The 14560-nt window shown below is 71.2% G+C and carries 10 protein-coding genes; 4 read left to right on the top strand and 6 right to left on the bottom strand.

The window, feature by feature from the left end:
* The first annotated feature begins 148 nt into the window (after positions 1-148).
* A complete protein-coding gene (locus tag D7W79_RS08825) occupies positions 149-2899 on the top strand; it encodes a serine/threonine-protein kinase (protein ID WP_158616921.1) in 2751 nt (916 codons plus the stop codon).
* Positions 2900-3083: 184 nt separating this feature from the next.
* Positions 3084-5153, top strand: a complete 2070-nt coding sequence (locus tag D7W79_RS08820; RefSeq protein ID WP_120524900.1) for a family 8 glycosyl hydrolase — start codon at positions 3084-3086, stop codon at positions 5151-5153.
* Between the two features lie 13 nt (positions 5154-5166).
* Here the strand turns inward: D7W79_RS08820 and tal are convergent, their stop codons facing one another.
* A complete protein-coding gene (gene tal / locus D7W79_RS08815; protein ID WP_120524899.1) occupies positions 5167-6288 on the bottom strand; it encodes a transaldolase in 1122 nt (373 codons plus the stop codon).
* Positions 6289-6493: 205 nt separating this feature from the next.
* Here tal and D7W79_RS08810 point away from each other — a divergent pair, with 205 nt between their 5' ends.
* Complete coding sequence (locus tag D7W79_RS08810) at positions 6494-8392, top strand: transketolase (protein WP_120524898.1); 1899 nt, start codon at positions 6494-6496, stop codon at positions 8390-8392.
* 13 nt (positions 8393-8405) lie between these two features.
* Here D7W79_RS08810 and D7W79_RS08805 read toward each other — a convergent pair whose 3' ends face one another.
* Positions 8406-8942: an ankyrin repeat domain-containing protein gene (locus D7W79_RS08805; protein ID WP_120524897.1), complete on the bottom strand. Its 537-nt coding sequence runs from the start codon at positions 8940-8942 to the stop codon at positions 8406-8408.
* A gap of 15 nt (positions 8943-8957) precedes the next feature.
* Entirely contained in the window at positions 8958-10427 is a 1470-nt protein-coding gene (locus D7W79_RS08800; protein ID WP_120524896.1) for a catalase, read from the bottom strand.
* Positions 10428-10557: 130 nt separating this feature from the next.
* Between D7W79_RS08800 and D7W79_RS08795 the strand changes: the two genes are divergently transcribed.
* Entirely contained in the window at positions 10558-11502 is a 945-nt protein-coding gene (locus D7W79_RS08795) for a LysR substrate-binding domain-containing protein (protein ID WP_120524895.1), read from the top strand.
* On the opposite strand, the gene rraA is transcribed toward D7W79_RS08795, so the two are convergent.
* From rraA to D7W79_RS08780, 3 genes are all read right to left on the bottom strand, one after another.
* Positions 11477-11974, bottom strand: coding sequence for a ribonuclease E activity regulator RraA (gene rraA, locus D7W79_RS08790; protein ID WP_120524894.1), 498 nt, complete (start codon positions 11972-11974; stop codon positions 11477-11479). The two genes, D7W79_RS08795 and rraA, sit on opposite strands and share 26 nt — an antisense overlap.
* Before the next feature lie 112 nt (positions 11975-12086).
* A complete protein-coding gene (locus D7W79_RS08785) occupies positions 12087-13343 on the bottom strand; it encodes a hypothetical protein (protein ID WP_208729673.1) in 1257 nt (418 codons plus the stop codon).
* Between the two features lie 153 nt (positions 13344-13496).
* On the bottom strand, positions 13497-14552 hold the full coding sequence (locus D7W79_RS08780; protein WP_120524892.1) for a zinc-binding dehydrogenase: 1056 nt from the start codon (positions 14550-14552) through the stop codon (positions 13497-13499).
* Positions 14553-14560: the final 8 nt, after the last annotated feature.

The raw sequence follows: 14560 nt of genomic DNA, 5'->3' as shown, positions 1-14560 counted from the left end.
GTCTGGGGACGGGTGATGTTCATGAGCAAGCCTTGCGCTCGGGGAAGGAGACCGCGGACGGCGGTCCCACCATTATCGAAGAAGGCAGCGGCCCGGTTGTGGGTGGCATGGTGATGGCATCGCGGGGGCCCATAGAATGTCACCCACCATGAAGACCCCAGCCGGAGACGAGCGCGACGACACGCTTCCCGCGCGCCGTCCTGACGGCGAGGCAACGCGCCTGCTGCCGCGAGCTTCGGCGGAGACCGTGCCTGCGACGAATGAATCGGACCGGCAGCCCCGGCCAGGGCCGTCTCCGGCCATCCAGGTGGGGCGCTACCTCCTGCTACGGCCGCTGGGCGCGGGAGGCATGGGCGTGGTGTACGCGGCCTATGATCCGGACCTGGACCGGAAGGTGGCGCTGAAGCTGCTGCGCTCGGAGGGCCACGCGGATCCGGAGCTGGGGCGGGCGCGGCTCTTGCGCGAGGCGCAGGCGATGGCGCGCATCTCGCACCCGAACGTCATCCCGGTGTTTGACGTGGGCATCTGGGGCGCCCAGGTCTTCCTGGCGATGGAGCTGCTCGATGGGGGCACGCTGGGGCAGTGGCTGAAGGATGCGCCCCGCTCGTGGCGCGAGGTGCTGGAGGTGTACCTGGACGCGGGCCGGGGGCTCGTGGCCGCGCATGCGGCGGGGCTGGTGCACCGCGACTTCAAGCCGGCCAACGTGCTGAGGGACCGCCGGGGCCGCGTCTGCGTGACGGACTTCGGGCTCGCGCGCCAGGTGGGGCTGCCCTCCGGCGACGACGCGGACCCCGCCGCGCGGGAAGCGGCCGCGCTGTCCCCGGAGCGGCGCATGCTGGATGCGCCCATCACCGTCACCGGCGCGGTGATGGGCACTCCGAACTACATGTCCCCGGAGCAGGTGCTGGGCGCGGTCCCGGACGCGAGCACGGACCAGTTCAGCTTCTGCGCCGCGCTGTACGCCGCGCTCTACGGCCAGCGCCCCTTCGACGCCGCGCGCATGCAGGCGCTGCGGACGCCCGCCGACCTGGAGGGCCCGAACGCCCCCCGCCTCCTGGAGCCGCCGCGCGACTCGCGGGTGCCCGCGTGGGTGGGCCGGGCGGTGATGCGCGGGCTGGCGCTGCGCCCGGCCGAGCGCTTCCCGACGCTCGCGGAGCTGCTGGACGTGCTGGGGCAGGAGCCGAAGCGAAGGGCCCGGCGCCGCGCGTGGGGAGGCACGGCCCTGCTGGCCGGAGGACTCCTGGTGGGCGGCGGCGTGCTCCATCAACAGTCGCGCGTGTGCGAGGGCGCGGACGCGCTCATGGCGCGGGTGTGGGGGCCGGCGCAGCGGGAGCAGGTGGTGCGTGCCTTCACCGCCACGGGCAGCCCGCTGGGGGCGGACATGGCCGGGCGCGTGGCGGACGCGCTGGATGCGTATGCGCGCGGCTGGAGCCGGCAACACACGGAGGCGTGCAGGGCCACGCTCGTGGAGGGCACCCAGCCGGAGGCCCTGCGCGTCGAGCGCGTGGTGTGCCTGGAGCGGCGGCGCGAGGACGCCCGCGCGGTGGTGGCGCTGCTGTCCACCGCGGACGCCCCCCTCGTGGAGAAGTCCCTGTCGCTGGTGAACGCGCTCCCCGCGCTGGACGAGTGCGCGGACGTGGCGAGGCTGGGCGAGCAGCAGCGGCTGCCGGAGTCGCCCGCGGAGCGCGCCGAGGTGGAGCGCCTGGAAGCGCGGCTGTCGGAGGTGAAGGTGCTGGTGGAGGGCGGGCGCCTGGAGCAGGCCCGGACGCAACTGGAGCCGCTCGTGGAGGCCGTGCGGGCCACGGGGTACGCGCCGTTGATGGCCCGGCTCCAGCTCCAGCAGGGCTGGATGCGCGAGCAGCTGGGGGACTCACCCGGGGCGGCCGTCGCGCTGCGGCAGGCGGCCTTCGACGCGGAGGCAGGGCGCGCGGACCGGCTGAAGGTCACCATCCTCAACCGGCTGCTCTACGTGGAGGAGGGGCAGCGGCACTTCGACCCGGCGGAGATCTGGAGCGGGCTCGCGGACGCGACGCTGCGGCGCATGGGCGGCGACGCCGTGCTGGAAGCGGAGGTGCGGGTCAATCAAGGCAACCTCGCGGTCGCGAGGAGCGACTTCCCCCGCGCGAGCGCCCTGTTCGAGGAAGCGCGGGCGCGCGCGGAGGCGGCATTGCCGGAGGGCCACCCGCTGCGCGCGCGCATCCTCTTCCTGCAGGGCGGCCTGGCGATCCGGATGAAGGACACCGCGCGCGGCGTGGCGCTGATGGAGCGCGCGCTGGCGCTGACGGAGGCCTCGGTGGGCCCGCTGCACCCGGACACCGCGCGCCGGCATGACGCCCTGGCCTGGGCGCTGCGCGAGGCGGCGGAGCCGGCCCGGGCCCTGCCGCACGCGCGCGCCGCCGTGGAGATCCGCAAGGCGCTCCTGGGAGCGCGCACGCTGCCGGTGGCGGAGGGGCTGGACGAGGTGGGCATGTGCCTGCTGGCGCTGGGCCGCTACGACGAGGCGCTGCGCGTCTACGAGGAGGCGCTCGCGACGAAGCAGCAGGTGGCGCCGCCGGGAGACGAGACCTTCCAGTACAGCCAGGACGGCGTGGGCCAGGCGCTGCTGGGCCTGGGCCGCGCGAAGGACGCCATTGCCCCGCTGCGGCTGGCGGTGGGGTACCCGTCGATGCCGGAGGGGACGCTGGCGGAGTCAGGCTTCGCGCTCGCCAAGGCGTTGTGGGATGCCGGGGAGCAGCAGCCCGCGAGGCAGGAGGCGGAAGCGGCCCGCGAGCGTTTCGTCCGTGCCACGCGCGAGCCCGAAGCCGCGAGCGTGGCCCGCTGGCTGGAGACGCACCCGGCTCCGGAGGCCGCCGCCGTCCCCGTCCGCTTGAAGGTGCCCCGGTCTCGCGGAGGGCGTTAGCGGCGCCGCCGGGTGACGGCTGTCACCCGGTGGAAGGCGGTCGGGTGACTGCGGTCACCCAGTGCACGCGACTTCCTGCCTGCGTGTCCCTCTGAAGCAGGGAGGCGCGGACCCTGGCATCGCTCCTGCTTTGGAGGTGGGTATCCGGCCGTCACCGGCCCACCTCCCCGAACGGAGCGTTCCCATGGTCTCTGCCCTGTCCTCCAATGGTTCCTGCGTCCCCTCCTCGAAGCGCTGGGAGGTGAAGACGCATGAGGTCCAGCCCCCGGCCGTTCCGGATGCCGGGGCGGCGAAGCAGTCCGTGTCCCGGCCCGCCACGGTGAAGGATGGCTTCGATGCGGGCCCCAACACCCGCGCGGATTGGCAGTCGTTCTCCGGGCAGGCGCAGGCCGCGGGCCAACCGGCCGCGAGCACGGCGAAGACGCTGGCGCCCGACAAGGCGACGGCGGACGCGGCCGTGCAGCAGAGCTACGCGGACTGGAAGGCGAAGTACGTCACGGCCGACGGCGCGAACGGTGCGCTGCGCGTGCAGCGCCCGGAGAACAACGGCGACACGGTGTCGGAGGGCATCGGCTACGGGATGCTGCTCGCCGCGAACAACGGGGACCGGACGACGTTCGATGGCCTGTGGAAGTACGCGCAGTCCCACCTGAACGAGAACGGCCTGATGAACTGGCGGATCGACGCCCAGGGCGGAACGCTGGGCCAGAACGGCGCCACGGACGCGGACGAGGACATGGCGATGGCGCTCGTGACCGCCGACACGAAGTGGGGGGGCTACAAGCAGGACGCCACCACGCTCCTCGGCAACATCCTGGAGCACGAGGTGGAGCCGGGCACGAACGTGCTCAAGCCGGGTGACGCGTTCGGCGGCTCCTCGGAGACGAACCCCAGCTACTTCGCGCCCGCGTACTACAAGGAGTTCAGCAAGTTCACCGGGGACACGCGCTGGGACAAGGTCGCGGACTCCAGCTACGACATCCTGGACAAGGCGCTGAAGCAGCCCGGCTCGAAGGACACGGGGCTGGTGCCGGACTGGCTGGATGCCAGTGGCAAGCCGCTGGACCGCGGACCGAACCATTCCTACGACGCCATGCGGACCCCCTGGCGCGTCGGTCTGGACGCGGCCTGGAATGACGACCCGCGCGCCAAGGCGTACCTGGACAAGGTGAACACCTTCTGGAAGTCGCAGGGCGTCGAGAACATCGGCGACACGTACGCGCTGGACGGCACGTCCCTGTCGAAGAACCACAACGCGACGGCGGTCTCCATGGCGGCGGCGGGCGCCATCGCGGACCCGGACGCCGGCTACCGAAGCGCGATGTGGAACGAGATGACGAAGACGACCGAGGGCGGCGGCTACTTCGGGGACTCGCTGCGCGCGCTGTCCCTGCTGACGTCGTCAGGCCAGATGGCGCGTCCCTCGGACGGGCAGGGCGCCACGGCGGATGGCGGGGGGCAGCCGGTACCGGCGGGCACGGGTGGCCAGCCGGTGCCCGCGAACACCGGCACTCCGCGGGTGGACGCGGTCTCCAGCACCCAGGGCGTGAGCGGCGACTACGGCGTGACCCAGGCCATGGCGGACATGGACAAGCTCGCGTCCCTGCACCCGGTCGGGACGGAGATGCACGGCGTGGGGGACGCGAACCGCGCCGGGTTCGAGAAGAACAAGCGCCCCATCGCCGAGGCCGCGCTGAGCGCCGCCAAGCGGTACCTCCCGGAGCTGCCGCTCCAGGACGCCACGCGCATGCTGCTGGCGGACATCGCGCAGGAGTCCACCTTCAACCCGAAGCTCAACGTGGAGTCCGACGGCAGCGTCACCCCGGACAAGACCATCGGCCTGTTGCAGCCGCGCGCGGCCTCCAACCTGGAGGACTTCCGCAACTACGCGAGCAGTGACGGACTGAAGCGCGCGGATGGCAGCGCCTGGGATCCGAAGGCCACCCAGGACGGGGAGCTGGCCAACGTCTGGGAGAACGTGCACGTCGGTGCCTGGTACATGTCGCAGATGGCCCGGCTGGGCGCCGTCTCCGCCAACGAGCACTACCTCTGGGGCCGCGACGGGACGGCGCCCACCACCGTCCGGACGGGCCTGCTGTCCCACTTCATGGGCCCCGGCGGCGCGGCCAACGAAGGCGCCAGCAACCCCGGCGCCGCCAGGTACCTCGCCATGGTGGGCGGAGAGATGGACTTCCTCCAGTCCGGCCTCTCCCAGCGCGTCTACGACACCGTGCTCAAGCCCGGCGCCGTGTAGCGCGTGTCCGTCATCAGGTCTTCTTCAGCTTCTCTCCCACCGCGGAGAGCAGCTGGTCGAAGGACTCGGTGAACAGGCGGATGCCGTCGGTGGCCAGCTCGTCCGTCACCGTCTTCATGGAGATGCCGGCCGCCTCCAGCTGGCGCATCGTCGCCTCCGCCGCCGGCAGGTCCTCCTCCAGGCTGGGGCGCACCTTGCCGTGGTCGCGGAACGCGTCGATGGTGGCGGGAGGCATGGTGTTCACCGTGTCGCGGCCGATGAGCTCCTCCACGTAGAGCACGTCGCGCAGCTTCGGGCTCTTGGTGCTGGTGCTCGCCCAGAGCACGCGCTGCACCTTCGCGCCCTTCGCCGCGAGCGCCTTCCAGCGCGCGCTGCCGAAGACCTCCTTGAAGGTCCGGTACGCGAGCTTCGCGTTGGCGATGGCCACCTTGCCGCTCAGCCCCTCCATCGCCTTCTGCTGCTCGGGCGTGGCGCCCGCCTTGAGCTTCTTCTCCATCTCCTTGTCCACGATGGCGTCGATGCGGCTGACGAAGAACGACGCCACGCTCGCCACGCGGCTCACGTCCCCGCCGGACGCGGCGAACTTCTCCAGGCCGGCGACGTAGGCCTCGGCGACCTGCTTGTAGCGCTCCTGGCTGAAGAGCAGCGTCACGTTGATGTTGAGGCCCTCGGCGGTGAGCTGCTCGATGGCGGGGACGCCCGGCACCGTGCCCGGGACCTTGACCATCACGTTGGGCCGCGCGAGCGTCTTCCACAGCCGCCGCGCCTCCTCCAGCGTGCCCTGCGTGTCCAGCGCCAGCCGGGGGGACACCTCCAGCGACGCGTAGCCGTCCTGGCCCTTCGTCGCGTCGTAGACCGTCTTGAGGATGTCCGCCGCGCCCTGCACGTCGCGCACGGCCAGCTGCTCGTAGAGGTCGTTGCCGCTGATGCCCTTGCCCTTCGCCGCGTCGAAGAGGTCCTGGTAGTCGTCGCTGCCGGACACGGCCTTCTGGAAGATGGTCGGGTTGGAGGTGAGCCCCTTGAGCCCGTCCTCCTCGATGAACTTCTTCAGCGTGCCCTTCGTGATGTAGCTGCGCTGGAGGTTGTCCACCCAGACGGATTGGCCGAACTCGGCGAGCTGTCGCAGCGGATTCATGGGTTCTCCCGGCGGGGGCACAGGGCTCCCGGATGGCGTTCCTTCAAGTTGTGCATGCCCCGCCCTCCAGGTCCGGCCGGGCGGGCAGGCACTCGCGGATTCTGCCTGGGACGAGGGCCAGCGGGGGGCGACGCTTCTCGCAAGCCGGGGCAGTCAACACAGTAGCGGGGGCACACCCTTCGTCCCCCCAACCCGGAGCGAAACGATGGCGGACACCTTGGCGGACCTCGCGGCGCAGCTGCGCATCGACAGCATCCGCTGCACCACGGCGGCGGGCTCGGGCCACCCCAGCTCGTCCATGTCCGCGGCGGACATCATGGCCGTGCTCTTCCAGAAGTACCTGCGCTTCGACTTCCAGCAGCCCAAGGCCCCCAACAACGACCGCTTCGTGCTCTCCAAGGGGCACGCCTGCCCGGTCCTCTACTCCGCCTTCAAGGCGGCGGGCGCCATCGACGACGCGGAATTGCTCACCCTGCGCAAGTTCGGCAGCCGCCTGGAGGGCCACCCGAACCCGCACGTGCTGCCGCTCGTGGACGTGGCCACCGGCTCGCTCGGGCAGGGCCTGGCGGTGGGCGTGGGCATGGCGCTGGGCGCGCGCCTGGACGGGCTGCCCTTCCGCACATACGTGCTCATGGGCGACAGCGAGACGGCGGAGGGCTCCGTGTGGGAGGCGTTCGACAAGGCCAGCCACTACGGGCTCGACAACCTGTGCGCCATCATCGACGTGAACCGGCTGGGGCAGAGCCGGGAGACGGAGCTGGGCTGGAACCTGGAGGCCTACGCGGCCCGCGTCCGCGCTTTCGGCTGGAACGCCCTCACCCTGGACGGCCACGACCTGGGCGCCATCGACCGAGCCTTCGCAGAGGCGCAGGCGAAGAAGGGCCAGCCCACCTGCCTCATCTGCCGGACGGAGAAGGGGCACGGCTCCTCGCTCATCGCCAACCAGGACGGCTGGCACGGCAAGCCGCTGCCGGAGGACAAGGCGAAGGACGCCATCCGCGAGCTGGGCGGGGAGCGCAACGTCCGCATCCAGGTGAAGAAGCCGGAGGCGCTGAAGGCCACCGTGGAGGACAAGGCGGCGCCGCTGAAGCTGCCCACGTACGAGGTCGGCCAGAAGGAGGCCACGCGCAAGGCGTACGGCGACGCGCTCCTGGCGCTGGGCAACGCGCGGCCAGAGGTGGTTGCGCTGGACGCGGAGGTGTCCAACTCCACGTACTCGAACGAGTTCCAGAAGGCGCACCCGAAGCGCTACTTCGAGATGTTCATCGCGGAGCAGAACATGGTGTCCAGCGCGGTGGGCCTGGGGGTGCTGGGCAAGAAGGTCTTCGTCAGCACCTTCGCGGCCTTCCTGTCCCGCGCGTACGACCAGGTCCGCATGGCGGCCATCTCCAACGCCACGGTGCACCTGTGCGGCAGCCACGCGGGCGTGTCCATTGGCGAGGACGGGCCGTCGCAGATGGCGCTGGAGGACCTGGCGATGATGCGCGCGGTGGGCGGCAGCACGGTGCTCTACCCGAGCGACGCCAACCAGACCGCGAAGCTGCTGGCGCAGGTGGTGGACCGCCAGGGCATCACCTACCTGCGAAGCACGCGCGAGAAGACGCCGGTGCTCTACCCCGCGACGGAGGACTTCCCCATTGGCGGCAGCAAGGTGGTGCGCCAGTCCGACCACGACGTGGCGACGGTGGTGGGCGCCGGCATCACGCTGCACGAAGCGCTCAAGGCCTACGAGCTCTTGAAGAAGGACGGCATCGCGGTGCGCGTCATCGACCTGTATTCCGTGAAGCCGGTGGACGCGAAGACGCTGCGCGAGGCCGCGCGCGAGACCCAGGGCCGGCTCCTCGTGGTGGAGGACCACTGGGCGGAAGGGGGCCTGGCGGACGCGGTGCTGGAGGCCTTCACCGGCGAGCGCGAACAGCTGCCCACCGTGGTGCGCCTCGCGGTGACGAAGATGCCCGGCTCCGGCAAGCCCGCGGAGCTGCTGGACGCTGCCGGCATCGACGCCGGGCACATCGTGGAAGCCGTCACCTCGTGGGTGGAGGAGACGGCCCGAGGTGGGGACCGCAGGCCGTCCGAGAACGCCTGGGGCCACACGAACGCATGAGCCCCGGAGGGCCTCAGGCCTTCGGCGCCAGCCGTTCCGCCGCGCGCGCCGCGCCCATGGACCGCGCATAGTCCAGCGCGGTGCGCTTGTCCGCGTCCCGGACCCGGTGGTCCGCGCCGCGCTGGATGAGCAGCTCCATCATCTCCACCTTGTCGAACATGGCCGCGAACATGAGCGGCGTGCGCCCATCCGGGCCCGCGCCATCCACGTTCGCGCCCGCGTCCAGGAGCACCGTGGCGATGGCCTCGTTGCCCTTGAAGGCCGCGCCGGCCAGGGGCGTCTGGCCCGCGTCGTTGGGCTGCTCCGGATCCGCGCCGCGCTCCAGCAGGAGGCGCGTCGCGTCCACGTGGCCGTGGTAGCTGGCCAGCATCAGCAGCGAGTCCCCCCGCTCGTTGCGGACCCCCACGGGGAGCCCTGCGTCGAGCAGCTCGCGCAGCTTCCCGGCGTCCCCCGAGCGGACGACCGCGAAGGCGCTCCTCACGAAGTCCATCACGGCGGCATCCTCGGCGGAGGGCGGAGCAGCGTTCTTCGGATCGTTCGGGGGGCTCATGGTCGGTGTTCCTTCCTAGCGAGCGCGGCGCTTCTGCTGGACGGTGGTGGCGATGCGAGAACCATACTCCTCGTCCGCCGCGCGGAAGTGGGCGATGGCCCGGGTGATGATGTCTTCACGACTCACCTGCGCCAGGCTGCCGGAGATGTTCTCCACCAGCCGCGCCTTCGCCGCCTCGTCCATCAGCCGGTAGAGGGCGCCGGCCTGCACGAAGTCGGTGTCCTCCGCGTGCTTGCCGTGGACGAAGGTTCCCGTCAGGCCGCTCACCGCGTAGCCCGTGCCGGGGGCCTCGTCCGTCTGGGCGGGGCCATTGAAGCTGTTGGGCTCGTAGTTGGGGCCGCGCCCGCCGTTGCCATCGAAGCGCATGGCGCCGTCACGGCCGTAGTTGCGTGCGCCGCCCTTCACGCCCTTGGGGGAGTTCACCGGCAGCTGCGTGCTGTTGATGCCCACCCGGTAGCGGTGCGCGTCGCCGTACGCGAACAGGCGCGCCTGGAGCATCCGGTCCGGGGACGGGCCGATGCCGGGCACGAAGTGCGCCGGGTCCAGGGCCGCCTGCTCCACCTCCGCGAAGAAGTTCTCCGGGTTGCGGTTGAGCGTGAGCTTGCCCACCTCCATCAGCGGGTAGTCCTTGTGCGGCCACACCTTGGTGAGGTCGAAGGGGTTGAAGCGGTAGTTCGCGGCGTCCGCCTCCGGCATCACCTGCACCTTGAGCGTCCACGAGGGGAATTCGCCCCGGTCGATGGCCTGGTTCAGGTCGCGCTGGTGGTGCTGCGGGTCCTTGCCGCCCACGACTTCCGCCTCCTGCGTGGTGAGGGTGCGGATGCCCTGGTCCGTCTTGAAGTGGAACTTCACCCAGAAGCGCTCGCCCTTCGCGTTCACCCACTGGAAGGTGTGCGAGCCGAAGCCATCCATGTGCCGCAGCGTCGCGGGGATGCCGCGGTCCCCGAAGAGCCAGGTGAACTGGTGCGTGGCCTCCGGCGAGTGGGAGAAGAAGTCCCAGACGTTGTCCGGCTCCTGGCAGTTCGTGTACGGGTCGTACTTCTGCGAGTGGATGAAGTCCGGGAACTTGATGCCGTCGCGCAGGAAGAACACCGGCGTGTTGTTGCCCACGAGGTCCCAGTTGCCGTCCTCCGTGTAGAAGCGCACCGCGAAGCCGCGCGGGTCGCGGGCGGTGTCCGGCGCGCCCTTGGAGCCCGCCACGGTGGAGAAGCGCAGGAACGCTTCCGTCTTCTTGCCCACCGCGCTGAAGACCTTCATGCGGGTGAAGCGGGTGAGGTCCTGCGTCACCTCGAAGGTGCCGTAGACGCCGGAGCCCACCGCGTGCACCACGCGCTCCGGGATGCGCTCGCGGTTGAAGCGGGCCAGCTTCTCCAGCAGGTGGTGGTCCTGCAGCAGCACCGGACCGTTGGGGCCGGCCGTCTGCGAGTGCTGGTTGTCGGAGACCGGGGCTCCCGCTTCGGTCGTCAGGGTGGGGCGCTGGGACATGGACGCTTTCCTTTGCGTGGGGCTTCAGGGGCACTTCAACGCGGGGAAAGGTAGAGAGGTCCCACTGATTGGGCCAAGACATCGTTTGGATGGGAGTGATAGGCAGGGGCTATCGGTTCCAGGGAGGACCATGGCCTCGCTCAACGACATCACCTTGCGGCAGCTGGAGTACCTGGTGGCGGTGGCGGACACGCTGGGCTTCCGGCGGGCGGCCGAGCGGTGCCACGTCTCCCAGCCGGCCCTGAGCGCGCAGATTCAGCAGCTGGAGTCGGTGCTCGGCGTGAAGCTGTTCGAGCGGGACGCGCGCCGCGTGATGCTCACGCCGCAGGGCACGGAGCTGGTGGCGCGGGCGCGGCGGGTGCTCACGGAAGCGGACGACATCCTCCAGGCCGCGGCGCGGATGGGAGATCCGTTCGCGGGGCCGCTGCACCTGGGGGCCATCCCCACGGTGGCGCCCTACGTGCTGCCGGAGGTGGTGCCCGCGCTGGTGAAGCGCTACCCGAAGCTCCAGCTGCGGCTGCGCGAGGAGAAGACGGCGCTCCTGATGCGCGACATGGACGAGGGCCGGCTGGACGCGGCGCTGCTCGCGGTGGACGCGGAGCTGGGGCTCAAGGTGGAGCACGAGGTCATCGCGGAGGACCCCTTCGTCGTCGCGGCGCCGCCGGGGCATCCGCTGGAGAAGAAGAAGCAGGTGCGGCTGGCCGACCTGGACGACGAGGACGTGCTGCTGCTGGAGGACGGGCACTGCTTTCGCAGCCAGACGCTGGCCCTGTGCACGCGCGTGGGCGCGCGCGAGGTGGATTTTCGCGCCACCAGCCTGACGACGCTCGCGCAGATGGTGATGGCGTCGGGCAGCGTCACGCTCCTGCCCCAGCTCGCGGTGCGCATGGAGAACCGGCAGGGGCAGCTGGTGGTGCGGCCCTTCGCGCCGCCGGGGCCCGGCAGGACGCTCGCGCTGGCGTGGCGTCCGGGGCATCCGAGGGCGGAAGCGCTGCGCACCATCGCGGGGACGCTGCGCTCTGTGTGGCCCGGGGCGGGGAAGGCGAAGCTCAGCGCAGCGGCTTCTCCGAAGTGACGATGCCGTCCGCGTCCGCGTAGAGGTGGTGGCCGGGGATGAAGGTGACACCCGCGAAGCGCACCTCCACGTCGCGCTGGCCCTCGTTGCGCTTGCCGCTCTTGAGCGGGTGCGTGCCCAGCGCCTTCACGCCGATGGCGGTGCGGCCCACTTCCTCCGCGTCGCGGATGCAGCCGTTCACCACCACGCCCGCCCAGCCGTTCTTCTGCCCCAGCGCCGCGAGCACGTCGCCCACCAATGCGCAGCGGCGGCTGCCTCCGCCATCCACCACCAGCACGCGGCCTTGTCCGGGCTCCTCCAGGGCCTTGCGCACCAGGGAGTTGTCCTCCGGCGCGCGCACCGTGCTGATGGGGCCGGAGAAGCTCCGGCGTCCGCCGTAGTCCTGGAATCCAGGCTCGGCGACCTGGAAGTGCGGAGTCCCCGCGTGGGCGTCACAGAGGTCGGCGGTCTTGAGGTCAGGGCTGTCGCTCATGAACCGCAGGATGCACGCGCCGGCCGGGTGTGGATGTGATTGCGCGTGCAGGCTGTCGTGTCTTGACCGTGCATTGTTCAAAACCCCAACGTCGCTGCACGGCGGCGCGGCGTCAGGGGGCCGCGTAGCCCACGGTGCCGGTGTTGCCTTCGTAGGTGTTGGCGCTCTGGGTGAACGCGGAGTCCTTGAAGACGAACACGCCCCAGCCCGTGCCCTGGGACACGAGCGAGTCGGTGAGCTGGAGCCGGCCCCGGCCCGAGTTGCCACCCAGGGTGATGTTGCCCTGGATGTCGCCCGTGTTCGTGAAGGCGTCGCAGCAGAAGGGGTCCGAGCCGCCGTGGCTCACCCGCGCGTGGGCGATGACGTTGCTCGCGTCCAGGGAGCGGATGGAGATGCCCTTCCAGTAGCCCGGCGTCTCCGTCCGGCCCGTGAACACGATGGGGTCCGCCGCCGTGCCCCGCGCCACCAGCGAGCCCGTCTGCGTGATGCGCAGGCCCGACATCGCCTCGAAATGGAGCCGCACCCCCGGCTCGATGGTGAGCGCTCCCGCGTACTCCACGGTCGTGTCCGGGATGCCGGTGGAGATGCCATACGGCACGTCCAGCTTGTGCACCGTCTGCGCCGTGGCGGTGTCCGCCTCCGGCGCCGCCAGCAGGTGGACGGTGTTGTCGCCGTTGGCCACCGGGCTGGTGGCGCTGTTTCCGGAATAGACGGTCGTGGCGTCCAGGGCGCTCGCGATGGACAGGCTCACGCTGACAGGCGCCCCCAGGTTGCCCCGGAAGAGGTTGCGCGAGAAGCCGGGCAGCCGCGCCTTGTTGAAGGCGAAGAGGCCCAGCGTTCCGCTCTTCTCCACCGTGGTGTTCGCGATGCGCACCTGGCTGACGGAGTCCTGGAGCTGGGAGCCCACCACCACCGCGGCCCGGACCTCCAGGCTGCCGCCGGGGCCATGGAAGAAGTCACAGCAGAAGGGGCTCTCACTGCCCGCGTAGGAGATGACCACGTGCTCCAGCACGTTCGCGGGGTTGTTGGACTTGAACGCGAGCCCCTTCCAGGACCCCGGCGTGGCCGTCGTCCCGGTGAAGGTGATGGGCGCGGCCTCCGTGCCCACCGCGTTGAGGGACCCTGTCGGCATGATGAGCAGGCCGGCGTCCGGCCCGAAGCGCACCACCGTGCCCGGCGCCAGCGTGAGGGCCCCGCTCACCTCCACCACCCCTGTCACTGCGTAGGTGCACTGCTGCGCCCCCGGCTCCCAGGTCGTGGCGGCCGTCAGGTCGCCGGAGATGTTCCGCACGCAGGCCCCGTCGGGCCCGGGGCCGTCACCGGGGTCGTCCTCCGAACCGCCACAGGCAGCCAGGACGGAGGCCGCCACGAAGGGGAGAAAACGCGGGAAGCGAAGCAGGTGTTGCGCCATGGGAGTCCCCTTGAGCGAGGCAGCGGCGACGGCCGCTTTCCAGCGGAGTACGCCGGGCCGCGCGCATATTCCGGGGGGGACGAAAAATGTCGCTGGCGGGGGCCCGCCCGCTCAAGGCCGGATGGCGACCTTGAGCACCCCGTCCTTGCGCTGGCTGAACAGCTCATACGCGTCGCGGATGTCCTTGAGCGCGAAGCGGTGGGTGAAGAGCGGCGTCAAGTCCACGCGCTTCGCGCGCACCACCTCCATCAGGCGCCGCATGCGCTCCTTGCCGCCCGGGCAGAGCGTGGTGACGATGCGGTGGTCCCCCAGCCCCGCGGCGAACGCGTCGTAGGGCAGCTGCAGCTTCCCGGAGTACACGCCCAGGCTGGACAGCGTGCCGCCGGGGTTGAGCGAGCGCAGCGCGCTCTCGAAGGTCTGCTGCGTGCCCAGCGCCTCGATGGCCACGTCCACGCCGCCGCCCGTGAGCCGCTTCACCTCCGCCACCACGTCCTGGTCGCGGAAGTCGAGCACCACGTCCGCGCCCAGCTTGCGCGCCATGGCCAGGCGCGCCTCGTCCCCGTCCACGCCAATCACCAGCGACGCCCCCATGAGCCGCGCCCCCACCGTGGCGCACAGCCCGATGGGCCCCTGCGCGAACACCACCACCGCGTCCCCAATCTTCACCCCGCCGGACTCCGCGCCGCTGAAGCCGGTGGACGCGATGTCCGCCAGCAGCAGCACCTGCTCGTCCTTCAGCTCGTCCGGGATGGGGGCCAGGTTCGCCTGCGCGAAGGGCACGCGCACGTACTCCGCCTGCACGCCGTTCATCGTGTTGCCCAGCCGCCAGCCGCCCATGGCCTCCAGGCCCTCGCCGTGGCCGCACTGGGACGCGTGCCCGGAGAGGCAGCCCCGGCACTGGCCGCACGGCGTGATGGCGCCCACCAGCACGCGCTGCCCCACCTGGTAGCCCGTCACGCCCGGCCCCAGTTCGTCGATGACGCCCACCATCTCATGGCCCACGGTGAGGCCCGGCTTCACCGGGTACTCGCCGCGCAGGATGTGCACGTCGGTGCCGCAGATGGTGGTGAGCGTCACCCGGACAATGGCCTCGCCCGCGCCTGCCTTTGGCTTCTCGACGTCTTCCACGCCCAGCTTCTGGGTGCCCCGGAACACGGTTGCCTTCATGTCTCACC

Origin of the sequence: Corallococcus exercitus (assembly GCF_003611585.1) — a bacterium.
Classification (GTDB): Bacteria; Myxococcota; Myxococcia; order Myxococcales; family Myxococcaceae; genus Corallococcus; species Corallococcus exercitus.
The sequence above is the reverse complement of the archived record's forward strand: the minus strand, read 5'-3'. Positions and strand labels throughout refer to the sequence as shown.

Coding starts and splice junctions, on each gene's coding strand:
- D7W79_RS08825 (WP_158616921.1), top strand. CDS start 149: ATGAAGACCCCAGCCGGAGACGAGCGCGACGACACGCTTCCCGCGCGC.
- D7W79_RS08820 (WP_120524900.1), top strand. CDS start 3,084: ATGGTCTCTGCCCTGTCCTCCAATGGTTCCTGCGTCCCCTCCTCGAAG.
- tal (WP_120524899.1), bottom strand. CDS start 6,288: ATGAATCCGCTGCGACAGCTCGCCGAGTTCGGCCAATCCGTCTGGGTG.
- D7W79_RS08810 (WP_120524898.1), top strand. CDS start 6,494: ATGGCGGACACCTTGGCGGACCTCGCGGCGCAGCTGCGCATCGACAGC.
- D7W79_RS08805 (WP_120524897.1), bottom strand. CDS start 8,942: ATGAGCCCCCCGAACGATCCGAAGAACGCTGCTCCGCCCTCCGCCGAG.
- D7W79_RS08800 (WP_120524896.1), bottom strand. CDS start 10,427: ATGTCCCAGCGCCCCACCCTGACGACCGAAGCGGGAGCCCCGGTCTCC.
- D7W79_RS08795 (WP_120524895.1), top strand. CDS start 10,558: ATGGCCTCGCTCAACGACATCACCTTGCGGCAGCTGGAGTACCTGGTG.
- rraA (WP_120524894.1), bottom strand. CDS start 11,974: ATGAGCGACAGCCCTGACCTCAAGACCGCCGACCTCTGTGACGCCCAC.
- D7W79_RS08780 (WP_120524892.1), bottom strand. CDS start 14,552: ATGAAGGCAACCGTGTTCCGGGGCACCCAGAAGCTGGGCGTGGAAGAC.